This is a genomic window from Streptomyces sp. NPDC058619 (assembly GCF_042717785.1).
Taxonomy (GTDB): domain Bacteria; phylum Actinomycetota; class Actinomycetes; order Streptomycetales; family Streptomycetaceae; genus Streptomyces.
The window spans coordinates 123,685-148,050 of record NZ_JBHXQN010000010.1 but is presented as its reverse complement, the minus strand read 5'-3'; the positions used below and the strand labels follow the sequence as shown (position 1 = coordinate 148,050).

At 74.6% G+C, this 24,366-nt stretch carries 13 protein-coding genes; 7 read left to right on the top strand and 6 right to left on the bottom strand.

The features are described 5' to 3' along the window. The first annotated feature begins 100 nt into the window (after positions 1-100). Positions 101-3,202, top strand: a complete 3,102-nt coding sequence (locus ACFWTC_RS13100; protein ID WP_384026998.1) for a BTAD domain-containing putative transcriptional regulator — start codon at positions 101-103, stop codon at positions 3,200-3,202. Between the two features lie 89 nt (positions 3,203-3,291). On the opposite strand, the gene ACFWTC_RS13095 is transcribed toward ACFWTC_RS13100, so the two are convergent. Next, positions 3,292-3,528, bottom strand: coding sequence for a hypothetical protein (locus ACFWTC_RS13095; protein WP_384027000.1), 237 nt, complete (start codon positions 3,526-3,528; stop codon positions 3,292-3,294). 198 nt (positions 3,529-3,726) lie between these two features. Here ACFWTC_RS13095 and ACFWTC_RS13090 point away from each other — a divergent pair, with 198 nt between their 5' ends. From ACFWTC_RS13090 to ACFWTC_RS13065, 6 genes are all read left to right on the top strand, one after another. Next, on the top strand, positions 3,727-5,622 hold the full coding sequence (locus tag ACFWTC_RS13090; RefSeq protein WP_384027002.1) for a BTAD domain-containing putative transcriptional regulator: 1,896 nt from the start codon (positions 3,727-3,729) through the stop codon (positions 5,620-5,622). 96 nt (positions 5,623-5,718) lie between these two features. Then, on the top strand, positions 5,719-9,018 hold the full coding sequence (locus ACFWTC_RS13085; protein ID WP_383915583.1) for an amino acid adenylation domain-containing protein: 3,300 nt from the start codon (positions 5,719-5,721) through the stop codon (positions 9,016-9,018). A gap of 46 nt (positions 9,019-9,064) precedes the next feature. After that, positions 9,065-10,474, top strand: a complete 1,410-nt coding sequence (gene glyA, locus ACFWTC_RS13080) for a serine hydroxymethyltransferase (protein WP_384027004.1) — start codon at positions 9,065-9,067, stop codon at positions 10,472-10,474. After that, positions 10,471-11,169, top strand: a complete 699-nt coding sequence (locus tag ACFWTC_RS13075; RefSeq protein ID WP_383915587.1) for a DUF2461 domain-containing protein — start codon at positions 10,471-10,473, stop codon at positions 11,167-11,169. The genes glyA and ACFWTC_RS13075 overlap by 4 nt, the downstream gene beginning before the upstream one ends. Then, positions 11,166-12,284 (top strand): threonine aldolase family protein, encoded by a 1,119-nt coding sequence (locus tag ACFWTC_RS13070; protein WP_383915589.1) that lies wholly within the window; start codon positions 11,166-11,168, stop codon positions 12,282-12,284. The genes ACFWTC_RS13075 and ACFWTC_RS13070 overlap by 4 nt, the downstream gene beginning before the upstream one ends. Positions 12,285-12,309: 25 nt before the next feature. Beyond that, positions 12,310-12,891 carry a GNAT family N-acetyltransferase gene (locus tag ACFWTC_RS13065; RefSeq protein WP_383915592.1) on the top strand — a complete coding sequence of 194 codons (582 nt, stop codon included), beginning with the start codon at positions 12,310-12,312 and terminating at the stop codon, positions 12,889-12,891. 114 nt (positions 12,892-13,005) lie between these two features. Here the strand turns inward: ACFWTC_RS13065 and ACFWTC_RS13060 are convergent, their stop codons facing one another. Genes ACFWTC_RS13060 through ACFWTC_RS13040 form a run of 5 tightly spaced genes read right to left on the bottom strand, consistent with a single transcriptional unit; the run spans position 13,006 to position 24,195 of the window. Then, positions 13,006-14,151 carry an acyl-CoA dehydrogenase family protein gene (locus tag ACFWTC_RS13060; protein ID WP_383915594.1) on the bottom strand — a complete coding sequence of 382 codons (1,146 nt, stop codon included), beginning with the start codon at positions 14,149-14,151 and terminating at the stop codon, positions 13,006-13,008. Further along, complete coding sequence (locus tag ACFWTC_RS13055; protein ID WP_383915596.1) at positions 14,148-15,338, bottom strand: acyl-CoA dehydrogenase family protein; 1,191 nt, start codon at positions 15,336-15,338, stop codon at positions 14,148-14,150. The genes ACFWTC_RS13060 and ACFWTC_RS13055 overlap by 4 nt, the downstream gene beginning before the upstream one ends. Positions 15,339-15,348: 10 nt before the next feature. Continuing rightward, the gene (locus ACFWTC_RS13050) at positions 15,349-16,752 is read right to left on the bottom strand and encodes a condensation domain-containing protein (RefSeq protein WP_384027006.1); all 1,404 of its coding nucleotides are present in this window, start codon (positions 16,750-16,752) and stop codon (positions 15,349-15,351) included. After that, positions 16,752-20,108, bottom strand: coding sequence for an amino acid adenylation domain-containing protein (locus tag ACFWTC_RS13045; RefSeq protein ID WP_383915600.1), 3,357 nt, complete (start codon positions 20,106-20,108; stop codon positions 16,752-16,754). The genes ACFWTC_RS13050 and ACFWTC_RS13045 overlap by 1 nt, the downstream gene beginning before the upstream one ends. Continuing rightward, positions 20,101-24,195: an amino acid adenylation domain-containing protein gene (locus ACFWTC_RS13040; RefSeq protein WP_384027008.1), complete on the bottom strand. Its 4,095-nt coding sequence runs from the start codon at positions 24,193-24,195 to the stop codon at positions 20,101-20,103. Before ACFWTC_RS13040 ends, ACFWTC_RS13045 begins: the two co-directional genes overlap by 8 nt. Positions 24,196-24,366: the final 171 nt, after the last annotated feature.

The window sequence follows — 24,366 nt, the reverse complement described above, 5'->3', positions numbered from 1 at the left end:
GTTCCGGCCTGAAGCGGGGGCTTCACTGCCGGGGGATCTTTTGAATCGGTTTGTCTTCAGAGTGCTGGGACCGCTGGTCGTCCAGACCGATGAGGGACCGTTGCGGATCAACGGACGGCGCCAGGCCACCGTCCTCGCCATGCTCGTGCTGAACGCCGACCGCGTCGTGTCGGTGGACACCCTGGTGGACTCCGTCTGGCCCGAAACACCCCCTGCGACCGCCCGCAACCAGATCGCCATCTGCGTCGCCACCCTGCGCAAGTCCTTCAAGCAGGCCGGGGTGTCCGACCTGCTGATCACCTCACCCCCGGGCTACCTGCTGGCCAAGGGCGAACACCGTATCGACGTACAGGAGTTCACGGAGCGCTCCGAGCAGGGGCGCGACGCCGCCCGGCACGGACGGGCCGAGGAGGCCTGCGCGCTCTTCGAGGAGGCGCTGAGCATCTGGCGGGGGTCCGCGCTCGACGAGCCCGCCGGCTCCCGGCTCGAAGCCGAGGCGACCCGGCTCGAACAGATGCGGCTCGCGCTGATCGAGGAGCGCGCCGGGCTGATGCTCCAGCTGGGCCGGCACCGGGCGCTCACCGGTGAACTCGCCGAGCTGGTGGCTCGGCACCCGCTGCGCGAGCAGTCCCGCGAACACCTCATGCTGGCGCTCTACCGTTCAGGGCAGCGCGCCGAGGCGCTCGACGCGTTCCTGCACGGACGCCGGCTGCTCATCGAGGAGCTGGGGATCGAACCCGGCCCTGGTCTGCGGCAGTTGCACGACCTGATCCTGCGGGACTCCCCGGAGCTGACCCGGCCCACGACCGCCCAGCCCGCCGCGCCGGCCGCCCTGCACACCATCCCGGCACAACTCCCGGCCGACGTCATGGCGTTCACCGGGCGCCAGCGGGAGATGGCGGCCCTGGACCGGCTGTTACGCGAGCCCTACACCCCCCACACCCCGGCACTGGCGACCATCGTCGGCGTCGGCGGGGTGGGCAAGACCGCACTGGCCGTGCACTGGGCCAGCCAGGTCGCGGACCGCTTCCCCGACGGCCAGCTCTTCGCGGACCTGCGGGGGTACGACGAGGAGAACGCACCGGTCTCCCCCGCCGCCGTGCTCGACCGGTTCCTGCGCGCCCTCGGGATCGGCGCCCCGCAGATCCCGGCCGACCCGGACGAACGGGCCTCCCTGTTCCGCAGCCTGCTGAGTACCCGCAAGACCCTGATCGTCCTGGACAACGTCCGTTCCTTCCCCCAGCTCAGACCCCTGCTCCCCGGCGGCGGCCGCAGCGTGGTGCTGGCGACCAGCCGGGAGAGCCTGGGCGACCTGACCGGGGACTACACGGCGCTGCGCATCCGGCTGCCGATGCTGGAGCCGACCGAGGCGACGGCCCTGCTGACCAAACTCGCCGGCGCCGAGCGGTTCGGCAGCGACCCGGTGGCGGTGGAGCAGCTCGGCGCGCTGTGCGACTGCCTTCCCCTGGCGCTGCGGATCGCGGGGGCGCGGCTGGCGGCCAAACCCGGCCTGAGCGTACGGAACCTCGTGGACCGGCTGCGCGACCAGCGCTGCCGGCTCGACGTGCTGAGCCCGGGCCAGGGCGGGGTCCGTGCCGGGTTCCGGCTCACCTACCGGGACCTGCCGCCGGAGGCGGCCCGGATGTACCGGCGGCTCGGGCTGCTGCGCACGGCGGACTTCGCGTCCTGGGCGGGGGCGGCCGTACTGGACACCGACGTGTGGCACGCCGAGGAGCTGATCGACCAGCTGGTCGACGCGCAGCTGCTCGAGGTGGCGGAGACCGAGCCGGGGCGGGCCGCGCGCTACCGCTTCCAGGACCTGCTGCGGCTGTTCGCCCGGGAGCGGGCGGAGTCGGACGAGCCGGCGGGCGAGATCGACGCCGCGCTGGAGCGGGCGTTCGCGGCCTGGCTGTGGCTGGCCGAGGAGGCGCACCGGCGGATGGACGGGCGGGAGTTCCCGGTCGGCCGGGCGGCGGCGCCGGCTCCGCGCTACCTGCCGGAGCTCGCCGACGAGCTGCTGGCCTCGCCGATGGACTGGTTCGAGTCGGAGCGCACGGCCGTGACGGACCTGGTGGCGCACGCGGCGGAGACGGACCGGGTGCGGTACGCGTGGACGCTGACGGAGAGCGCCGTTCCGCACTTCGAGACGAAGAACTACCTGGAGGACTGGCAGCGGTGCGCCGAGCAGGCGCTGTCCTCGGCGCGGCGGACCGGTGACGTGCCCGGCGAGGGGACGATGCTGCGGCTGCTGGGGTCCCTGGCGATCTACCAGCGGCGCTACGAGCAGGCCGAGGGCTGGAACATGGCCGCCCTGCGGCTGTTGCGCAGCACCGGGGACGCGGGCGGCGCGGCGCTGGCGCAGCGGAACCTGGCGATGTGCGCCCGGTTCCAGGGGGACTGGGAGCGGGCCCTGGAGTTCTGCGAGGCGGCGCTCAGCGGGTTCCACGCGTCGGGTGACACGGGCAACGAGGCGCACCTGCTCGGTTTCCAGGCCCAGATCGAGCTGGACCGGGGCAGTGCCGAAGCCGCCCTGCCGCTGGCGGAGCGGGCGTTGGCGCTGAGCCGGCGCACCGGGTCGGTGCGGGCGGAGGCGCAGTCGCTGTACCGGCTGGCCGAGGTGCGGCTGCGGGTCGGGGACTTCGACGAGGCGTCCGAGTCGTTCCGCGCGGTGCTGCGGCTGACCCGGGGCGAGGGCGACCGGGTCGGGGAGGCGCACGCGCTGCGCGGCCTCGGCCAGGCCCAGTGGAGCCAGGGCCTGCTGTCAGCGGCGGGAGTGACGCTGCAACAGGCCCTGGAGATCACTGATGAGCTGGCGGACCGTTTCCTCTACGCACGGGTGGAGACGGATCTCGGGTGCGTCGAGGCGATCGGCGGCCACTGCGCGGAGGCGGCGGAACGGTTCCGGCGTGCCTGTGCCGCGTTCGGGGAGGTGGGAGCCCAGCCGTGGCGGGCCCAGGCGGGCCGGCTGCTGGCGGCGGTGCAGGGCGCGGCCGGGGAACCGGGTGGCGGTTCCGGGACGGGCGGCGCGGGAGGCCTGGGCGGTACCGGAAGCCGGGACGGCGCCGGTGGCCCGGGGGGTGCGGATGGCCCGGGGGGTGCGGATGGCCGGGGCGATGCGGGTGGCCTGGCCCGGGAAGGGCGGGCGCATCGTTCCTTCACTCCGGAGGAGCTGACCCGGCTGCTGGTCGACCCCGCGCACTGAGTCCGCGGTGACGAGCGACGTCAAGCGGCGCTGAGCGGCGTTCCGCGGCGGTAGCGGTCCGGTCGACCCGGGGGGTGTTCCGGGCGGGGTCAGCCCCAGGGCATGTCCTGGGTGCGGTCGCCCTGGTGGCCGGCGCCGCCCTGGCGCGGGGGGGCCAGCGGATTGACGACGCCCCAGGGCATGTCGTCCGCCAGAACGGTGGTGCCCGCCCCCTCCGTGGCGGCCAGCGCGCCCCCCGTTCCCACGAACACTCCTGCGAGTACCACCAGGCAGGCCGCCGCCGTCTTGGTCGTCTTCGCCGTCTTCGCCGCGTGGGTGCTACGCATCGGGAATCCCCTCTCGGTGGAGCATCTGCGCCGCTCGCTGCGGCATGAATGGAACAGTAGGGACGCCTCCTTTTCGTTCAATGTTCCGTCGATTTCATGACGCGCGCCGCCCACGAAATCGACACGATATCGAGGAGACAACGGACTCCTCTAGCTTCGTTCAGAGATTCTTCCCATGAATCACGGATGGGGCGGTAGATGGAATTCCGAGTGCTCGGGCCAGTCGAGGTACGGCGGGACGGCCGGCGGGCCGCGTTCTCCGGGGCGAAGCTTCACACCGTGCTCGCGGCGCTCCTCGTGGCCCGCGAAGAGGTGGTCTCCGACGAGCGGCTGTGCCGCCTGTTGTGGGGCTGGGCTCCCCCGGCCACCGTCAGCGCACAGCTGTACACCTACATTTCGCGCTTGCGCAAGATCCTGGGCGGCGATGTCCTCATCGACCGCAGGCCACCTGGATATGCCATGAGCATTGGAAATGCCACGCTGGATCTCTGGGAATTCGAGGGACTGGCCCGCGACGGCCGGGAGGCACTGCTTCGCCAGGACTTCGAAAAGGCCGGAAACCTGCTGCGCGACGCCCTGGCCCGGTGGAACGGCCTGCCTTTCGCCAACGCGACGGAATATCTCGCCGACGCGGAGGCGCCGCGCCTGATAGAAGCCCGGACCGTGGCCCTGGAGCACCGCATCACCGCGGACCTGGCCCTCGGCCGGCACGAGCAGATCACCGGCGAACTCACCGGCCTGGTCGCCGAGTTCCCCCTGCGCGAACGCATCCGCTGCCAGCTGATGACGGCCCTGTACCGGTCCGGACGCCAGGCGGACGCCATCCACCTCTACCACCACGGCCGCGCGGTGCTCTCCGAGGAGCTCGGCGTGAACCCCGGGGAAGGGCTCCAGTCGACCTACCGGGCCCTGCTCGACGGCACGCTGGACCGCCGCCCGCGGCCCGCTCCGGCCCTGCTCTCCGGGGCCCGGCCGGCCGGTCCGGCCGGGCCGGCGGGTTCCAGCCGCCCGGCGGTCCCGCCCGTGCCCGCGATGCTGCCGCCGGACACCGTCGACTTCACCGGCCGGGAGCGCGAGCTGGCGCTGCTCTGCCGGGCGCTCGCCCCCGAGAGACAGAGCGCCGGGCGGCCCCGGCGGGTCCTGGTGACCGGTATGGCCGGGCTCGGCAAGACGGCCCTGGCCGTCCACGCGGCACACCGCTGCCAGCGGGACTTCCCCGACGGGCAGCTGTACGCCGACCTCCGATCCCCCGACGGCACGCCGCGGCACCCCACCCGGGTCCTGCTGCACCTGCTGCGCGCGCTGGGCCCGGTGGACGACGTACCCGTCACCGCGGACCAGGAGCACCTCGTACGCCTCTACCGCGAGCGGACCAGGGGCCGGCAGCTGCTGATCGTGCTGGACAACGCCTCCGGGGCCGCCCAGCTGGGCCCGCTGCTGCCCAACACCCCGGAGCCGGCCGTGCTGGTCACCGGGCGCACGGCCCTGCCCACCGTGGCCGGGGCGCACACCGTGGCCCTCGCACCCCTGGAGGCCGGGGACGCGATGGAGCTGCTCGCCGCCGCGGCCGGACCCGACCGGGTGGCCGCCGCACCCCGCGCGGCCTCCGCGATCGTGGAGCACTGCGCCGGACTCCCCCTGGCCCTGCGGATCGTCGGGACGCGGATCGCCGCCCGGCCGCGCTGCAGCCCCGACCGGCTGGCCGGCCGGCTCGCCGATCCGGCGACCCGGCTGCGGGAGCTGCACTCCGGCGACCTGGACGTGCACACCTCGCTGCTGCCGTCCTGGCGGGCCGTGGCGCCCGAGGTGCGGGAGGTGTTCCCGGTCCTGGCGGGCCTCGGACCGCAGCCGTTCCCGGCGGCGGACGCGGCGCTCGCGCTGAACCGGTCGGAGGCGGAGGCGGAACGGCTGCTGGAGGCGCTCGCCGACGCCGCGCTGCTGGAGGTCAGCGGCGCGGACGAGCGGGGCCAGCCCTGCTACCTGTTCCACCCGCTCGTACGGCTCTTCGCGCTCTCCCTCGGCGAGGACGCGGCGGCCCCCGCCGAGCCCGCCGCCCGCGCGGAGCATAACCGGCGGCTAACTCACCGCCCCTAGCCTCGCCCTGCCCCGCAGCACGACACCCCCGGGCCGGCACCGGTCCCGGGGCCGCCGGCCCGTATCCGTACCCGTAACACCGAATGGAGTTGGACCATGACCGAGCTCCTGCCCGCTCGCGCGGACAGTGCCGTGTCCTTCCCGATGACCGAGACGCAGCAGGCGCTGATGATCGGGCGGAGCGAAGCCGTCGACCTGGGCGGTATCGGCTGCTACGGGTACTTCGAGTGGGAGCGCCCGGACCTCGATCCGGAACGCTTCGCCCGGGCCTGGCGCACGGTGGTCGCCCGCCACGACATGCTGCGCGCCATCGGCGGGCCGGACGGCACCTCCTGGGTCCCGTCCGACCCGCTCCCCTTCGACATACCGGTCATCGACCTGCGCGACCTGTCCGAGGACGCGGCGCGGGAGCGGCTGGCCGCGCTGCGCGACGAGATGAGCCACGTGGTCTTCCCCGTAGGCAGCTGGCCGCTGTTCGATCTGCGGATCATCCGGCTGGGCGGCCCGGACGGCCCCGGCCGGATCCACCTCGGCATCGACCTCCAGGTGCTGGACGCGTCCAGCGCCTTCCAGGTGCTCTTCCCCGAGCTGGTCGACCTGTACGAGAACCCGGACGCCGTGCTCCCGGAGCCCGGTATCTCCTTCCCCGAGTACGCCCGTTGGCGCGCCGACGCCCTCCCGCACACCGAGGCCTTCCGCGCCGCGCGGGAGTACTGGGTCGAGCGGATCCCCACCCTGCCGCCCGCCCCCTCGCTGCCCACGGCCGGCGCCGCGGAGGGCGGGGACGGCCACGAGGTCCGCTTCGACCGGCGCGAGCACCGCCTCTCCCCCGCCGACTGGCAGCGGTTCGCGGCGCGGGCGCACGGGGCGGGCCTGACGCCGTCGGTCCTGCTCACCGCCGCGTTCGCCGAGGTCGTCCGCTGCTGGGCCGAGGAGACGGACTTCACCCTCAACTACCCCGTGTTCCAGCGCCCCGCCGTGCACCCCGACATCACCGGCGTGCTCGGCGACTTCACCAACGCGGTGATGCTCGCCGCCGACGGTTCCGGCGCGACCTTCCTGGACCGGGCGCACGCCCTGCGCGACCAGCTCGCCCGCGACGTGGAGCACGGCTCCTTCAACGGCGTCCGCGTCCTGCGGGAGCTGACCCGGCTGCACGGCATGGGCGCCCAGGCGGGGATGCCGGTGGTCGTCACGAGTCTGCTCGACTACCCGGTGCGCAGGCCCGTGACCGACCTGGGCCGGGAGGTGTACTCGATCTCGCAGACCCCGCAGGTCTCGCTCGACGTGCAGCTGCGCGAGCTCGACGGCGAGCTGCGCATCATCTGGGACTTCGTCGACGGGGCCTTCTCGCCGGGGTTCGTCGACGCGGCCTTCGGCGTGTACGTGGACCTCGTCGGGCGGCTCACCGAGGACCCGGACAGTCTGCACACCCAGCGCTTCGACCTGATCCCGCCGGCCGAGCGCACCCTGCGGCGCAAGGTCAACGACACGGCCGGGCGGATCCCGTACACCACCCTGCACGAGCTGTTCGCCGCGCAGGCCGGGCGCACGCCCGACGCCGAGGCCGTGGTCGACGGCGGCCGCCGCCTGAGCTACGCCGAACTGGCGGCGTACGCCTGGCGGATCGGGCGCACGCTGCGCGACCACGGGGCGGCCCCCGGCGAGCTGGTGGCCGTGGTGATGGAGAAGGGCTGGGAGCAGTACGCCGCCGTCTACGGCGTCCTCGCCTCCGGCGCCGCCTACCTGCCGCTGGACCCGTCGGTGCCGCCGGAGCGGCTGCGCCGGCTGCTCGCCGAGGCCGGCGTCGACCGGATCCTCACCCAGTCGTCCCTGGAGTCCCGGGTCAGCTGGCCGCCCACGGCCCGCCGCTACCGCGTGGACCGGGACTTCGAGTCCGGCGACGCCACCCGTCCCGACACCGCGCAGACCCCGGCGGACCTCGCGTACACGATCTTCACCTCGGGCTCCACCGGCGAGCCCAAGGGCGTGATGGTCGACCACATCGGCGTGGTCAACCTGGTCCAGGACGTCGCCGCGCGCTTCGGCGTCGGGGCGCAGGACCGGCTGCTGGCCATCTCGGGGCTGCACTTCGACGCGTCGGTCTACGACGTGTTCGGGGTCCTGACCCAGGGCGGGACCGTGGTGGTCCCACCGCCGTTCGAGCACGCGGAGCCCGACGTCTGGGCCGACCTGGTGCGGGCGCAGAAGGTCACGCTGTGGAACTCGGTGCCCGTCCTGATGGAGCTGCTCGTCGGAGAGGCCGAGGTCCGCGAGCGGCGCGGCGGCGGCCGGCCGCTGGAGTCCCTGCGGCTGTCGGTGCTGTCCGGGGACTGGATCCCGCTGACCCTGCCCGACCGCCTGCGGGCGCAGAGCCCCCGGATCGAGGTCGTGGGCTCGGGCGGTCCGACGGAGACGATCTGCTGGTCGCTGTTCCAGCCGATCGGCGAGGTCGACCCGTCCTGGACGAGCATCCCGTACGGCACGCCCATCACGAACCAGCGGTACTACGTCGTCGACTCCACGGCGTACGAGCGCCCCCTCGGGGTGGTCGGCGAGATGGCCGTGGCCAGCGACGTCGGGCTCGCGCTCGGCTACTGGAACGACCCGGAGCGCACCGGCAGCCGCTTCGTGAACCTCCCCGAGACCGGGGAACGGGCCTACCTGACGGGCGACCTGGGCCGCTACCTGCCCGACGGCGCCATCGAGATCCTGGGCCGCGACGACTTCCAGGTCAAGATCCAGGGCCACCGGATCGAGCTCGGCGAGATCGAGGCCGTGCTGCGCCAGGACGCCGACGTCGAGGCGGCCGTGGTCGTGGCCCCGGCCAGCGCCCACGGGGTGCGCCGGCTGCACGCGTTCGTCGTGTCGGGCTCGGGCGCAGAGGCGGCGGGACCCGTGCTGGAGCGGCTCGCCGCGCAGCTCCCCGCGTACATGGTGCCGTCCGGGCTCACCGTGCTGGCGGAGCTGCCCCTGACCCGCAACGGCAAGGTCGACCGGCTGCGGCTGGCGGACTCCGCGGGGCGCCAGCAGTCCGCCGCGGACTCGGCGGCCGCCGACGGCGCGCCGGCCGGTACGGGCAGCCCGCTGGAGCTCGTGCTCTGCGCGGCGGTCGCCGACATCCTCGGCCTGGACCGGGTCGCGCCCGGCGACAACTTCTTCAGCCTGGGCGGCGATTCGCTCAGCGGCACCCGGCTGGCGGGCCTCCTCAAGGACCTCCTCGGGGTTCCGGTGCCCGTCAAGACCGTGTTCCAGAACCCGCTGATCTCCGAGCTCGCCGGGAAGATCGCCGCTGACGAGCAGCACGGTGCGGAGGCGGTCGCGGCCGCCGAGGCGTTCGGCGAACTGGACGCGGAGGGGCCGGACGAGGCCGCCGGGGGCGCCGTCGCCCCGTAGAGCACAGCCCGCACGGTCACCAGGACCCATCCGAGAGGGGACAGTCATGAGTCTCACCCTGCCCGCGCCCATCACCGATCCCGTGGACGAGGAGGCGCCGCCCGCCGCGGTGGCGCCGCCCGTGCCCGCAGCCGATCCCGACCTGGTCGATTTCGCCGGCCACGCCACACGGAGGCTGAGAGAGCACGATTCCGCCCTGTACGCGCTGCTGGCCCGGGAGTCGGCCCGCCAGCGCGACACCCTGATGATGGTCGCGGCGTCCAGCGTCGCCGATCCCTCCGTCCTGGCCTGCGAGGGAAGCGCCCTCGGCAACCTGACCGCCGAGGGCTACCCCGGGAACCGCTACCACGCCGGGTGCGGGGTCGCCGACGAGATCGAGCGCCTGGCGATCGAGCGGGCGTGCGCGGCCTTCGGCGCGCAGGACGCGATCGTACAGCCGCACTCCGGGTCCTCCGCGAACCTGGCCGTGATCACCGCGCTGCTCAGCCCCGGCGACAGCCTGCTCGGCCTCGACCTGGACTGCGGCGGCCACCTCACCCACGGCTCGCCCGCCTCGGTGACCGGCCGCTACTACCGGGCCCACGGCTACCGGGTGACGCCGGACGGGCTGCTCGACTACGACCAGATCCGCGAACTGGCCCTGGAGCACCGCCCGAAGCTGATCGTGTGCGGGGCGAGCGCCTACCCGCGCAGCATCGACTTCGCCCGCTTCCGGGAGATCGCCGACGAGGCCAACGCCTACCTCCTCGCCGACATCTCGCACATCGCCGGCCTGGTGGCGGCCGGGCTGCACCAGAGCCCCGTCGACCACGCCCACGTGACGACGACCAGCACCTACAAGCAGCTGTACGGCCCCCGCGGCGGCCTGATCCTGCTGGGCCGCGACGCCCGCACCTCCGGTCCGGAGCGCGGCACCCTGGCCGCGACCCTGCGCCGCGCCGTGTTCCCCTTCACCCAGGGCACGCCCGACCTGGCGTCGGTGGCGGCGAAGGCGCGGGCCCTGGACTTCGTCGCCAGCCCCGACTTCGCCGAGCTCGCCAAGCGGCTCGCCGACGGGGCGCAGGCGATCGCCGAGCGGCTCACCGACCGGGGTCTGCGCCTGGTCACCGGCGGTACCGACACCCACATGGTCCTGCTCGACCTGCGGGGCACGGGAGTCACCGGCGACGTGGCCGAACAGGCCCTGGAGTCCTGCGGGATCGTCGTCAACCGCAACCGGGTGCCCGGTGACACCACGCCCGTGCGGGTGACCGGAGGGCTGCGGCTCGGCACCAACACCCTCGCCGCCCGCGGGATGGACCGCACCGTGGCCGCCGAGTGCGCCGACCTGGTCGCGGACGTCCTGGAGGAACTGCGCGCACCCGGCGGCGTCCTGCCGGACGCGGTGCGGGACCGGGTGCGCGCCAAGGTCTCCGAGCTGTGCGCCCGCCACCCCCTGCCGGGGTACCTTCCGTGACCTTCGGCGGCTTCCCGCCCTCGGCGCTGCGCCTGTACGAGGACCTCGCGGACGACAACGACAGGGACTCCTGGCGGCTGCGCCACCGCGAACGGTACGAGCGCGACGTGCGCGGGCCGATGGACGGGCTGGCCGCTGAACTGAACACGGCCTTCGGGGCCTTCGGGCAGTGGTCCGGGCCGGGCGGAGTGCAGGTGCTCGGTCCGGTCCGCGACACCCGGATGTCGCACGACAAGTCCCCGTACAAGACCTACCAGGGCGCCTACCTGGACCTGCTGCCCTGTCTGGGCCTGTGGGTGCACCTGGACCGGCACGGGCTGTACGCCTCCGGGCGCTACTACCCGTACGCCGGCGCCGAGGTCGCCCGGTACCGCGCCGCCGTCGAGGAGGAGGGCGGCGGCGCGGAGCTGGCCGCGATCACGGCCCGGCTGGAGCGCCGGGGCTTCACCATCGGCGGCGACCGGCTCAAGTCCCGGCCCCGGGGCGTCCCGGCTGACCACCCGAGGCTGGACCTGCTGCGCCACCGCAAGATCGACGCGGGCCGCCGCTTCGGGCCGGCCGACGGCCTGCACACGGCCCGCGCCGCGGACCTCGTGAGGGAGACCTGGCTGTCGGTACGCCCCCTGCTGGACTGGGTGGCGGCCCGCGACCTCACCCCGCGCCCACGCGAACAAGGAGCTGACGAAGCGTCATGAGAACCCCGACCACCCCCCGCCCCGGCCCGGGGCCCGACATCGGTACCACGGCCCGCACGCCCCCGGCCGTCGACCTGCGCAGCGACACCGTGACCCGCCCGGGCCCCGGGATGCGGGCCGCGATGGCGGCCGCGGAGGTCGGCGACGACCTGTTCGGCGAGGACCCGACGGTGCGCGCCCTGGAGGACCGGCTCGCCGGGCTGTTCGGTTTCTCCGCCGCCCTGTTCGTGCCGTCGGGGGTGATGGCCAACCAGATCGGGCTCCAGCTGCTCGTCGGCCCGGGCGAGGAGCTGGTGTGCGACGCCGAGGCGCACATCCTGGCCCACGAGGAGGCCTCCCCGGCCCGCTACGGCGGGATCCAGACGCGGACGGTGGCGGCGGACCGGGGCGTGATCACCGCGGCCGCGCTGGCGGGGGTGATCCGGCGCGGGAACCCGTACACGCTGGGCACCCGTGCGGTGGAGGTCGAGCAGACCCACACCCGGGCCGGCGGTACCGTCCATCCGCTGGAGACGCTGCGCGCGGTGCGGGAGCTGACGGAGCGGGCCGGGGTCGCGGTCCACATGGACGGCGCCCGGATCTGGAACGCCATGGCCGCGACCGGTACTTCGGCGGCGGCGTACGGCGCGACCGCCGACTCGCTCTCCGTCTGCCTGTCGAAGGGGCTGGGCGCACCGGTCGGCTCCGTGCTGCTGCTCGCGGCCGCACAGCTGCCGCGGGCCCGCAGGCTGCGGCACGGCCTGGGCGGCGGCATGCGGCAGTCGGGCATCCTGGCGGCCGCCGGGCTGTACGCCCTGGACCACCACGTGGAGCGGCTCGCCGAGGACCACGCCCACGCGGGCCTGCTGGCGGCGGGTCTGCGCGACGCGGGGTTCACGGTGCGCCGGCCGGAGACCAACATCGTCCTCGTCGAGGCGCCCGGCGCCGAGGCGGTCGTCACACGCGCCGCACGGGAAGGAGTGCTGGTGACCGCGCCCGGACCGGACGTGATCCGGCTGGTCACCCATCTGGATGTAGGACGGGAGGCGTGTCAGCGTGCCCTGGAGGTCCTGGCCGCGGCCAGGATCGAAGTCGTCCCCGGGGTGCGGAACTTCGCACCCGCGGGGCATCTGTAAGAGCGGAAGAGAGTGAAGTAGCGCCATGAGTTTAGAAGTACGGCCCGCCACGGCGGATCTGTGGGACGACGTGCGCAAGGTGCTCCAGCCGAAGAAGAGCGCGCACACGTGCTGGTGCATGGCGTGGCGGCTGTCCACGGGCGACTACGGCCGGATGACGGCTGACGAGCGGGGCGAGCACCTGCGCGCCCTCGCGGAGAAGGCCGATCCGCCGCCCGGGGTCCTGGGCTTCGTGGGCGGCGAGGTGGCCGGCTGGTGCAACGTGGCGCCGCGCCGGCAGCTCGACCGGCTCACCGCCTCCAAGACGATCACTCCGGTGGACGACCTGCCCGTGTGGTCGGTCACCTGCTTCGTCGTGCGCAAGGAGTTCCGCGGGAAGGGGGTCGCCTCGGGCCTGTTGGAGGGGGCCGTCGAACACGCGCGCTCCCACGGCGCTCCGGCCGTGGAGGGCTATCCGGTGGACCCGGAGGGCGGCCGGGTGAATCCGACGCTCGCCTATGTCGGGACGATGGACATGTTCGAGCGGGCCGGCTTCCGCCGGGTCACTCGGACCGAGGCGAAGAGCGACAAGCGGCACCGCTGGGTCATGCGGCGCGACCTGGAGTGAGGTGTCCCGGTCGGGGCCGGGTGATCCGGCCCCGACCGGGAGGCGAGGGGTTCCCGCTGGGCGGGGACCCCTTTCCCCGTACGGTCGCACAGCACCCCGTACGGGGGCCGGCCCTCAGGGGGTGTGCGCCGCGGTGTCCCACAGCTGGGCGGGACGGCCGCAGCGCATGGCCTCCCAGGCCGCGCGCCGGTAGCAGCCGGCCACCAGGCCGTCCCGGACCAGGCCGGAGGCGCCGTGCAGGTGGACCGCGTCGCGCGTCACGTCGAGGGTGGTCTCCGCGGTGAGCGCGATCAGTCCGGCGGCCTCCCCCGGCGTGAGGCGCCCCTCGTCGAGGTCCCGGGCGGCGTCGCCCACGGCCCAGCGGACGGCGTCGAGCCGGGCCAGCAGTCCGGCGACGCGCAGCCGCGGCCCCTGGTGCTTGACGAGGGCCTGGCCGAACTGCTGCCGGCCCCGGATCCGGGAGACGACCGCGGTGAGCGCGGCCGCCGTGATCCCGGCCAGCAGGGACGCCTGGTGGACCGCCGCCCGCAGCCCCACGCGGGCGAGTGCGTGCTCGGCGGCGAGGCCGCGCAGGAGTACCGCCTGCGCCGGTATCCGGGTCTCGTCGAAGACGGCGCTGGAGACGGCGCCGCCGCCGTGGTCGCGCAGCGGGCGTACCTGGACGCCCGCCGCGGGCAGCTCGACGAGCACCACGCACGGGCCGTCGGGGCCGCTCGCCAGGACCAGCAGGGCGCCCGCCCCGACGCCCGCGGCGAACGGGCCGCCCGCGCCGGTGAGCACGACGCCGCCGGTGTCCCCGTCGGGCTTCCACGTGATGCCCGGCGGTACGGCGCCGCGCGGGTCGGGCAGCCGCCCGGGGACGGCGAGGGGCAGCTCCCCGGTCCGCACCCGGTCGAGCAGGGCGTCGGCCGACTCGGGCGCGAGCGGTCCGAGGCCGGAGACCAGGTCCAGGGCGAGCAGGGTGTCGGGCAGCGGGACGGGCTGCATGGAGTTGCCCGCCTCCTCGCAGACCATGGCGAGAACCGCCTGGCCGAGGTCGAGCCCGTCCTTCTCGATGGGCAGCGCGAACTCCCACGCGCCGACCTGCGTCAGGGCGTCCCAGGCGCCGCCGGGGGTGTCCCCGTCGACCTCCAGGCCCTGGCGCACGGTGAGCCGGAGCTGCCGGAAGAGGGAGTCCTCGTCCTCCCGCTCGCGCCAGCGCTCGGGCGCCGCCGGCGCTCCGCCGCCCGTCCCGTTCCCGTTGACCGCCTGTGGTGTCACGGCCGTACCTCCGCCCCTGAGTCGAGACGCAGCCGGGCCAGCGTCTCCAGCATCATTTCGGCGGTGCCGCCGGATATGCGCATTCCCGGGGCTTCGCGCATCGCCGAATCGAGTGGGTGTGCCACCCCGTCGACTTGGGGGTCGTCGAGGGTCATGCTGCGGTCGCCGTCGAGTTCGGCGGCCCACCAGGCCACCTCCGCGGCGAGTTCGGTGGTGTACCACTTGGCCGCGGCGGCCTCGTCCTCGTTGAGTTCCCCCCGGTCGAGGCGGGTGAGGACGCGGCGGACCAGGGTGCCCGCCGCGAGCAGCCTGGCGTTGAGCTTGGCCAGGCCGATCTGGTCGTGCTGGCCGGCCTCCAGCCGGTCGGTGTGGGCTTCCAGGCGTTCCACGGCGGCCCGGTACCAGCGCAGCGCCTTGACGTAGTAGTCCAGGCCGGTGCGCTCGAAGGCGAGCGTCTTGACGACGATCGCCCAACCCTGGCCGGTCTCGCCGACGACGTCGTCGGCGGTCACGGCCACGCCGTCCAGGGTGACCTCGTGGAAGGCGTCGTCCATGATGCCGGGGATCTGCCGGATGGTGACGCCCGGCTGGGCCAGCGGGACGAGGAACAGGCTGAAGGCGTCGTCCTCGCCGCGGGCCAGGCACAGCCCGTAGTCGGCCATCCGGGCGAAGAGCGAGTGGACCTTGGTGCCGTACAGCTTGTACCCGCCCTTCCCGTCGGAGACGGCGCGGGTGGAGAGGATGTTGAGGTCCGAGCCGGCCTGGGGTTCGCTGAACAGCACGCAGCCGAAGGCGGTGCCGGCCGCGAAGCCCGGCAGGTGGCGGGCCTTCATCGCCGGGCTGGCGACGTTGAGCAGGGTGGAGCCGACGATCTGCACGGTGAGGGTGTGCAGCAGGTCGGGCACGTCGTGCATGGCCAGTTCCTCGACCAGGACGGCGGCCGCGACCTGGCTGACACCGCGGCCCCCGTACTCCTGCGGCCACTGCGGGGCGAGCAGGCCCCGCTCCCCCAGGGCCCGGTGGACGGGTCTCGGGTCGCGGGTGCGGCGGGCCTCGGCCACGGGCGCGGAGACCAGGATGTCGTGGACGTCCTCGCGCAGGGCCCGCATGGGGGTGCGGGGCACGTCGGCTCCGCTCCGTACGAGCCCGCAGTCCGCGGGCGCACGGTAGAACTCGGTGGTGAGCACGGGCAACTCCCTAGTGCCAGGGGGTGAGCGGGGATGCGGGGGCGGTGTGGGCCCGGTCCAGCACCTCCTCGATTCCGGTGAGCAGGCCCCGCACGTCCTCGGGCGCGGCAGCGTGCCGGTTGTACTCGGCGGTGCCGCCGATCTCGCCGTCCCGTTCGACGAGGCCGACGCAGGCGAGGGCGGCGGCCGGGTCGGGGCTGTAGAGCTCCAGGTGGCGGGCGGGCGGGCCGGGCAGCTGGCCCACCTCGATGCCCGGCAGGTCCAGGGGGACGGCCGGATAGTTGTGGAGGGCGAACAGGACGTCGTACGGCGGGGGCGCGCCGTACGCGAACAGGACGTCCACGGGCAGCCGCTGGTGGCCGAGGGCGTCGGCGACGGCGGCCCGGGTGCGGTGCAGCAGCTCCCGGAAGGTGGGCCCGCCCGTCAGGTCGAGCCGGATCGGCACGACGGTGGTGAACTGCCCGACGGCGCCTTCGAGCGCGCCGGCGAACCTCCCCGCGGCCGGGGTGCCGATCACCACCGCGGTACGGCCCTCCCGGCGGGCCAGTACGACGGCCAGCGCGGCGAGCAGGGTCATGAACGGGGTGGCGCCCTCGGCCGCGCCGAGCTCCAGCCCGCGGGCGACCGACCCGCGGGCCAGGCGTACCGGCAGGTGCCCGCGCTCGAACCCGCCGGCGGCCCTGCGGGCGGGCGGGTCCGCCGCGAACACCGCGCGGCGGCGGGTGAGTTCGGCGGAGCCGTCGGGCCCGTCGAGCCAGCGGTGCTGCCAGGCCGCGTAGTCGGGGAACTGGAGTTCGGGCGGGGGGAGGCGGCCGGTGCCCTCGCGGTAGCCCGCGGCCAGGTCCGCGAGGAAGACCCCGGAGGACCAGCCGTCGAAGACCGCGAGGTGCGAGGCGAGGATCAGGACGTGCTCGTCGGGCGCGGTACGCAGCAGCCGGAACGCGCTGGTGCGGCCGCTCTCCAGGTCCAGGACGGTGGAGGCGCTCTCGGTGATCTGCAGGGCGGTGCGCGCGGCCGCCGCCTCCGCGGTGAAGCCGCTGAGGTCGGCCTCGGTGAACCGCAGGACCGGCTCCGCGTCCACCTCCAGCAGCGGCCGGCCCGCGGTGGATCCGGTCAGCCGGATCCGCAGCGCCTCGTGGCGGCGGAGCACCCCGGTGAGGGCGTCCCGCAGCCGCCGCGTGTCGAGCGGTCCCGTGAGCCGGAGCGCGTGCGAGCCGGTCGCGACGGCGGGGTGGGTGCGTTCGCGCCGCCACAGCCGGGTCTGGAGCGCGGTCGGGGGGACCGGCCCCGCGCCGGAGCGCGGGGCCGGGTGGGCGGGGACGGGCTGCCGGGCGGCCAGCATCAGCCGGGCGAGTTCGCGCTTCGCCTCGGGGAGCGCGGCGAGCGCTCCTTCGAACCCGGCCGCGGTGGCCATCAGGGACCGTCCGGGTGCTGCATGGAGCCCAGGAGGGCGGCGGCTTCCTCGTCGCTCATGTTCTCGATCTGCTCGAAGACCGCGAGCAGCCGGTCCTGTTCGCCGGCCGCCTCGGCCTTCGCACCGCGGACGAGTTCGGCCAGCGCGGCGACGGTCGGGTGGCCGAAGAAGTCGGCGAGGGCGATGTCGATGCCGAAGAGGGCGCGGACCCGGGAGACCACGATGGTCGCCTGGAGGGAGCTGCCGCCCAGGGCGAAGAAGTCGCCCTCCACGTCCGGGTTCTGCCACTCCAGCAGCGGGGTGAGGATGTCCCGGCAGATCTGCTCCTCGATGGCGTCGCGCGGCGCGGTCCCGCCGGTTCCGGTCTGGTCGGCCGGCAGGGGCAGGGCGGCCGTGTCGACCTTGCCGTGCGGGGTGAGGGGCAGCTCGGCCAGGACGACGACGACCGGCACCATGTAGCCCGGCAGCCGCACGGCCGTGTAGGCGCGCAGGCCCTCGGCGTCGGCGACCTCGGAGGCGTAGGAGCCCACCTGCTCGACGGTGACGTAGGCGGTCAGCATGCGCTCGCCGCCCGCCGCGGGCTGGGCCACGACGACGGCCTGCTGGACGGAGGGGTGCCCGGTGAGGACGGACTCCACCTCGCCCGGCTCGATGCGGTGGCCGCGGACCTTGAGCTGGCGGTCGGTGCGGCCGAGGAAGTCCAGGTTCCCGCCGGGCAGCCAGCGCACCAGGTCGCCGGTCCGGTAGAGCCGGGCGGTCTCGGGTCCGTCGGCGTACGGGTTGTCGGCGAAGCGGTCGGCGGTCAGGTCGGGGCGGCCCAGGTAGCCGCGGGCGACGCCGGGCCCGGCCACGCACAGTTCGCCGGGCACGCCGGGCGGGACGGGGCGCAGCCGCTCGTCGAGCACGAAGGCCTGGTGGCCCGGCATGGGGCGGCCGATCGGCGGGTTGCGGTCGTAGCTGCCGGTGCAGTCCATGAGGGTGACGGCGACGGTGGCCTCGGTGGGGCCGTAGCCGTTGACGAACCGGCGTTCGCCGGCGGTCCACTCGGCGACCAGGCGGCCGGGGAAGGCCTCGCCGCCGACCGAGACCAGGCGCAGGTCGGGCAGGGCCGCCTGGTCGAGGAGCGGCAGCAGGGCGGGCGGGAGTTCGGCGACGGTCACCGCGTCCTCGCGCATCCGGGCCTGGAGCAGGGCCGGGTCGCGGCGCTCGTCGTCGGTGGCGATGACGAGCGAGCCGCCGGCGAGGAGGGTGGTGAAGAGCTCGAAGACCGAGACGTCGAAGGTGAGCGGCGCGAACTGCAGGACCCGGTCCTCGGCCCGGACCTCGTAGGCCTTGGCGATGGTCCGGGAGAAGTGGGTGACCGAGCGGTGCTCGATCATCACCCCCTTCGGGGTGCCGCTGCTGCCCGAGGTGTAGAGGACGTACGCCAGGTCGCCGGGGGTGGCGCTCGGCGCGAGGGACGGGACCTCGCGGACGGGCGCGGCCGTGCCGGTGTTCACCAGCTCCAGCGGTACGGGCAGTTCCGCGGAGCCGTCGACGAGGGCGTGCCGGACCTTGGCGTCGGCCAGGACCGTACGGGTCCGCTCGACCGGGGCGGACGGGTCGACCGGGATGTAGTGGGCGCCCGCCTTGAGCACGCCGAGCACGCCGGCGACGGCGGCCGGGCCGCGGGCGACGCAGACGGCGACCGGGTCGCCGTGCCGGACGCCGCGGTCGCGCAGCCGGTGGGCGATGGCCTCGGACCAGCGGTCGAGGGCCGCGTAGTCCAGCCGGACGGAGCCGAAGCGGACGGCTTCGGCGTCGGGGTGGATGGTGGCGCGCTCGCGGAACGCGCGGTCCAGGGTCGTCGTCCAGGCCGTCTCGTCGAGGGGGCCGCCGCGGGACAGCTCGCGGGCGTGCCGGGAGGCGGCGGGCTCCTCGACCAGGCTGATGTCGCCGACCTGGAGTTCGGGGTTCTCGGCGACCTGCTCCAGGACCTGCTGGAAGGCGGCGAGGAGGGCGCTGGCGGTGCCGTGCCGGTAGAGGCTGGTGTTGTACTCGAGGGAGAGTTCCAGTCCGTCGTTCTCGCCGACCAGGAAGCTCATGTCGAACTTGGCGGCGCCGTCGTGCAGTTGGTCCATGGTGAAGTCGACGTCGGCGGCCTGTGCGCGGTGGGTGCCCCACCGGCCCAGCGAGGTGAACTCGATCTGGAAGAGCGGGTGCCGCAGCGGGTCGCGGACGGGGCGGACGGCCTCCACGACCTGCTCGAAGGGCAGTTCGCTGTTGGTGAAGGAGTCCATCACCGAGGCGGCAGTGCGGGCGACGAGCTCGCGGAAGGTGAGCTGGTCGGTGACCTCCGTCCGCAGGGTGATCATCTGGACGAAGCAGCCGATGACCTGTTCGAGGTCGGGGTGCGGGCGGGAGGCGCTGGCCGTGCCGACGACGACGTCCTCGGTCCGGGTCCAGTGCCGCATCAGCGCGTTGAAGCCGGCCAGCAGGGTCGTGAAGACGGTGGTGTTGTTGGCGTCGGCGAGTTCGGTGAGCCGGTCCAGCAGTTCCTGGTCCAGGTTCAGCTTCAGGCCGCGGCCGTCGCCGCGGGTCTCCGGGCCGCGCGCGTGGTCGGGCATGACCTCGGTGGCGACGGCGCCGGCGAGGATCTGGCGCCATTTGCCGGCGAGCGCCCGGCCGTGCTCGTCGTGCTCCAGCTTGGCCCGCTGCCAGGCCGCGAAGTCGGCGTACTCCACGGCGAGCGGCGGGGCCTCGGGGCGCTGTCCGGCGGCCGCCGCGGCGTAGCTGGCGGTCAGCTCCTCGGTGAAGATCCGGGTCGAGCCGGGGTCCCAGGCGACGTGGTGGACGACCCAGAGCAGGACGTGCCGGTCCTCGGCGAGCCGGACCAGGTGGGCGCGGACGGGCGGGGCGGCGGCCAGGTCGAAGGGGGCGGAGGCGCAGGAGGAGGTGAGTTCGGCGAGTTCGCGGTCCGCGTCCTCGCTGCCGGCCAGGTCGGTGCTCTGGACTCCGAGCACGAAGGAGGGGACGGGTTCCTGCCACGGGACCCCGTCGATCTCGACGAGTTTGCTGTGCAGCACCTGGTGGCGGGCGACGACGGCGTTCAGCGCCTCGTGCAGGGCGGCCCGGTCCAGCGGTCCGCCCAGCTGTATCGCCAGGGCTATGTTGTTGCGGGCCTTGCCCGCGCCGAGCTTGTCGACGAACCACATCTGCTCCTGCTGGAAGGAGGAGCGGGACCGCGGTCCGTGGTCGGCGCGCTGGAGTTCGATGCGGCGGCCGACGCCGGCCGTCATCTGGTTGCGCATCCGGCCCAGCAGCCGGGAGCGCTGTCCCTGGGGCAGCCGGCCGAGCCGTTCGGCGAGATCAGACATGGGTTCCTCCGTTGCGGTGCAGATCGGCCAGCAGGGCGGCCAGCCGGTCGGGCAGGTGCTTGGCGAAGTAGTGGCGGCCGCCGGGGATCACGGCGAGCCGCAGGTCGGACGCGTACCGGCCCCAGGCGCGGTAGCCCTCCTCGTACCCCTCGGTCGCGTCGTCGGCGTCGCCGATGATGCAGGTGAGCGGGGTGGTCAGGGGCCGGTCGTAGCCGTCGGGGGTGCGGGCGAAGAAGCGGGCGGCCTCGGTCATGTCGTGCCGGACCATGCGCAGGACGGCGGTGAGGTCGCTGTCGTCGAGGACGCCGTCGAAGCCGTCCATGGTGGTCAGATAGGCGACGAGGTCGTCGTCTCCGGAGACGCGCTCCATCTCCAGGGCGTACTCGGGGTCCTCCTCGGGCAGGGCCGCGGCGAGGTCCAGGGCGACCGGTCGCTGCCCGAGGCGCTCCAGTACGTGGGTGGTCTCCAGCGCGGTGACGACTCCGGCGCAGTGGCCGTAGACGGCGTAGGGGCCGCGGACGGTGCGGGCGATCTCCGCGGCGGCGAGTTCCGCGAAGTCGGGGACCGGCAGCATCGGGCCGGGGCGCAGCGGGTCGTGCCCCGGCGGGGAGACCGCGAGGAGCTCGATGTGCGGCGGGAGCTGGGCGGCCAGCGGCTGGTAGGCGATGGCGTCGCCGCCCCCGTGCGGGAAGCACACCAGGGTCAGGGTGGTGGTCCCGGCGGGCCGCTCCGGGGTGAGCCGGTGCAGCAGCCGGTGCTGTGCGGCGCCGGCGGCGCTGCCGGCGAGTTCGGCGGCCCGGGCGGCGAGCCCGGCCGGGGTGGGGTTGCTGAACAGGTCGACGACGCGCAGGGCGGCGGCTGCGCCGTCCGGCAGGGCGGTGGCGACGGCGCGGACGGCGCGGACGGCCGCGAAGGAGTCTCCGCCGAGGGCGAAGAAGTCGTCGCCGGGGGCGACCTCGGCCACGCCGAGCACCTCGGCCCACACGGCGGCGATCCGCAGCGCCGCCGGGTCGGCGTCCGCGTCCGGCCGGGCGGCGGGGCCGCGGGCCGGCTGCGGTCCGCCGGCCCGCGGGTCGGGCAGGGCGCCGCGGTCCACCTTGCCGTTGGGGCTGAGCGGCAGCCGCTCCAGGAGCACCAGGTCGGACGGGACGCAGTGCGGGGGCAGGACGGCGGCGAGCGCGGTGCGCAGGGCCGCCGGGTCCGGGGCGGCGCCGTCCTCGGGGACGACGTAGCCGGTCAGGCGGGCGGAACCGGCCGCCTGGCGGGCGGCCACCACGGCCTCGCGGACTCCGGGGAGGTCGCGCAGAGCGCTCTCCACCTCGCCGGGCTCGATGCGCAGCCCGTTCAGCTTGATCCGGAAGTCGGTGCGGCCGAGGAGTTCGATGGTGCCGTCCGGGCCGTAGCGGGCCAGGTCGCCGGTGCGGTAGAGCCGCTCGGTGCGGCCGGGCTCCAGTTCGACGTCGGCGAACTTCTCCCGGGTCAGGTCGGGGCGTCCCAGGTAGCCGCGGGCCAGCCCGACGCCGCCGAGGTGGAGTTCGCCGGGGACGCCGACGGGGACGAGGCGGTCGTGCGGGTCGAGGATGAAGGCGAGCTGGTTGGCCATGGGCCGCCCGTACGGGAGCTTCGTCCAGGCGGGGTCGACGCGGCCGACCGGGAACTCCACCGAGTGGATGGACGCCTCGGTCGCCCCGCCCAGGGCCACGAACGACAGCTCCGGCGCGAAGGCGCGGATCCGGTCCGGCTGGGTGACGGGGATCCAGTCGCCGCCGAGGAACGCGGTGCGCAGCCGCGGCAGCCGGGGGCCGTTCGCGTGTTCCAGCTGGTCGGCGAGGAGGCCGAGGAGCGCGGGGGCGGAGTTCCAGACGGTGACCCCGTGGCGGTCGACGAGGTCGGCCCAGTGGGCCGGGTCCTTGGCGGCGGCCGGGTCGGGCAGGACGAGCGTGCCGCCGGCCGCGAGGATGCCGAGGGTCTCGTAGACGCTCATGTCGAAGCTCGGCGAGGAGAGGGCGAGGACGGAGTCGCCGGGGCCGATGCCGTGGGAGCGGTTCAGGTCGAGCAGGTTGTTGACCACGCCGCGGTGTTCCAGGGCGATGCCCTTGGGGGTGCCCGTGGAGCCCGAGGTGAAGATGACGTACGCGAGGTCGCGGGCGGTCACGGGCACGGCCGGACGGGTCGCGGGCAGCTCGGCGAGGGCCGCCCGGTCGGTGTCCAGGAGCACCTGTGCGGTGCCGTCGGGCACGGGCAGCCGGCCGATCAGTTCGGAGTCGGAGACGACCAGCGGCGGGGCGGCGTCGCGCAGCAGCAGCGCCAGGCGCTCGGCCGGGTAGTCCGGGTCCAGCGGCACGTAGGCGCCGCCGGCCTTGAGGACGGCGAGGATCGCGGTGACCAGCGCGGGGCCCCGGCGCAGGCACAGGGCCACGGTCCGGTCGGGTCCCGCGCCGGCTTCGACGAGGCGGTGCGCGAGCCGGTTGGCCCGCTCCTCCAGCTCCCGGTAGGTGACGCTCCAGCCGCCGAGGCCGCCCAGGACCACGGCGGGCGCGTCGGGCCGCCGGTCGGCGTGCTGCTCGAAGAGCTGGTGCAGGCAGGCGTCCTGGGGGAAGGGGGCGCGCGTGGCGTTCCAGTCGTCCAGGGCGGCGCGGCGCTCGCCGTCGGTCAGCAGCGGCAGGGCGGACAGCGGGAGTTCGGGGCGGGAGACGGCCCCGTCGAGGGTGGTGAGGAAGTGGCCGAGCAGCCGGTCCACGGTCGGGGCGTCGAACAGGTCGGTGGGGTACTCGACGAGGGCGCGGACGGCGGTGCCGGTGTCGTGCACGCTGATCATGAGGTCGTACTTGGTGGCGTGCGAGGAGAAGTCGATCGGCTCGGTGGCGAGACCCGCCAGGCCCGGCGCCGTGTCCGGGGTCTCGTCGAGGAGGAACATCACGGAGGTGAGCGGCGGCCGGCTGGGGTCCCGGGGCAGCGCGAGCGCGTCGACGATGAGGTCGAAGGGGAGCTCCTGGTGCGCGTACGCCTGGAGGGTGGTGCGGCGGGTGGCCCGGACCAGCTCGGCGAAGCCGGGGTCGCCGCCGGTTCTGATGCGCAGCGGCAGGGTGTTGACGAAGAAGCCGACGAGGTCGCCGAAGGCCGGGTGGTCGCGTCCGGAGACGGACGTGCCGACGACGATGTCCTCCTGGCCGGTCCAGCGGCGCAGGGTGGCGGCGAAGCCGGCCAGCATCGTCATGTAGAGGGTGGCGCCCTCGGACTTGCCGAACTCCCGGAGTCTGGCGATGAGCTGGGGCGGCAGGTCGATGTAGCGGGAGGCTCCGGCGTGTCCGAAGACGGGCGGCCGGGGCCGGTCGGTGGGCAGGTCGACGGGCGCGGCGCCGCCGAGCTCCTCCTGCCAGAAGGCCGTGAGCTGCTCCAGCCGGTCGCCGCTGATCCGGCGCCGCTGCCAGGCGGCGAAGTCCGCGTACTGGAGGGCGAGCGGGGCGAGCCGCTCGGCGGCGGCGCCGGTGCGGGCCGCGTAGGCGCGCTCCAGTTCGGTGTAGAGGAGCCGCATCGACCAGCCGTCGGTGACGATGTGGTGGAGGTTGAGGACGAGGACGTGGTCGTCGTCGGCGAGCCGGCCCAGCCGGGCGCGCAGCGGCACGGCGCCGGCCAGGTCGAAGGGGGCGCCGGCGTCCGCTGCGTAGAACGGCCGGACGTCCTCCTCGCCGGGCAGTTCGATCACCGGCAGGGGCAGCCGGAACCCGTCGATCACCCGGGGCACGGCCTCGGAGGCGCCCTCCCGGTAGGTGTAGACGGTGCGCAGCACCTCGTGGCGGTCCACGATCTCCTGGAGCGCCGCGTGCAGGGCGGGCAGGTCCAGGGGGCCGCGGATGCGGGTGGCGACGGGCACGTTGTACGCGGGACTGCCGGGCTGGAGCTGGTCGATGAACCACAGCCGGCGCTGGGCGAAGGAGAGCACCGGCGGTTCGGCGGGGTCACGGGGGGCCGGCTCGGGGTCCTCGCGTACGGCGGCGCGCCCGCCGTTGCGGCCCGAGAGGGCCTGGAACAGTGCCCGGCGGGACTTCGGCAGTGCGGCTATGCGTTCGGCGAGGGACTCGCTCACCTTGAGCCTCCGTGCGTCTTCGGGAGTCGGGAGAGGAATACGGCGAGGGCGCCGCGGATCGCGGCGCGGCGGTGCGGGTGCGGCGGTACGGGTGCGGCGGTACGGGTGCGGCGGTGCGTGCGGGGTGTACGGCCATACCGGTGGGTGCGGGCGTACGTCACACGGGTCGCG

What these genes read in the sequence shown, in the direction of transcription:
- ACFWTC_RS13095 (WP_384027000.1), bottom strand. Translation starts at nt 3,528, where the DNA reads ATGCGTAGCACCCACGCGGCGAAGACGGCGAAGACGACCAAGACGGCG.
- ACFWTC_RS13090 (WP_384027002.1), top strand. Translation starts at nt 3,727, where the DNA reads ATGGAATTCCGAGTGCTCGGGCCAGTCGAGGTACGGCGGGACGGCCGG.
- ACFWTC_RS13085 (WP_383915583.1), top strand. Translation starts at nt 5,719, where the DNA reads ATGACCGAGCTCCTGCCCGCTCGCGCGGACAGTGCCGTGTCCTTCCCG.
- glyA (WP_384027004.1), top strand. Translation starts at nt 9,065, where the DNA reads ATGAGTCTCACCCTGCCCGCGCCCATCACCGATCCCGTGGACGAGGAG.
- ACFWTC_RS13070 (WP_383915589.1), top strand. Translation starts at nt 11,166, where the DNA reads ATGAGAACCCCGACCACCCCCCGCCCCGGCCCGGGGCCCGACATCGGT.
- ACFWTC_RS13065 (WP_383915592.1), top strand. Translation starts at nt 12,310, where the DNA reads ATGAGTTTAGAAGTACGGCCCGCCACGGCGGATCTGTGGGACGACGTG.
- ACFWTC_RS13050 (WP_384027006.1), bottom strand. Translation starts at nt 16,752, where the DNA reads ATGGCCACCGCGGCCGGGTTCGAAGGAGCGCTCGCCGCGCTCCCCGAG.
- ACFWTC_RS13045 (WP_383915600.1), bottom strand. Translation starts at nt 20,108, where the DNA reads ATGTCTGATCTCGCCGAACGGCTCGGCCGGCTGCCCCAGGGACAGCGC.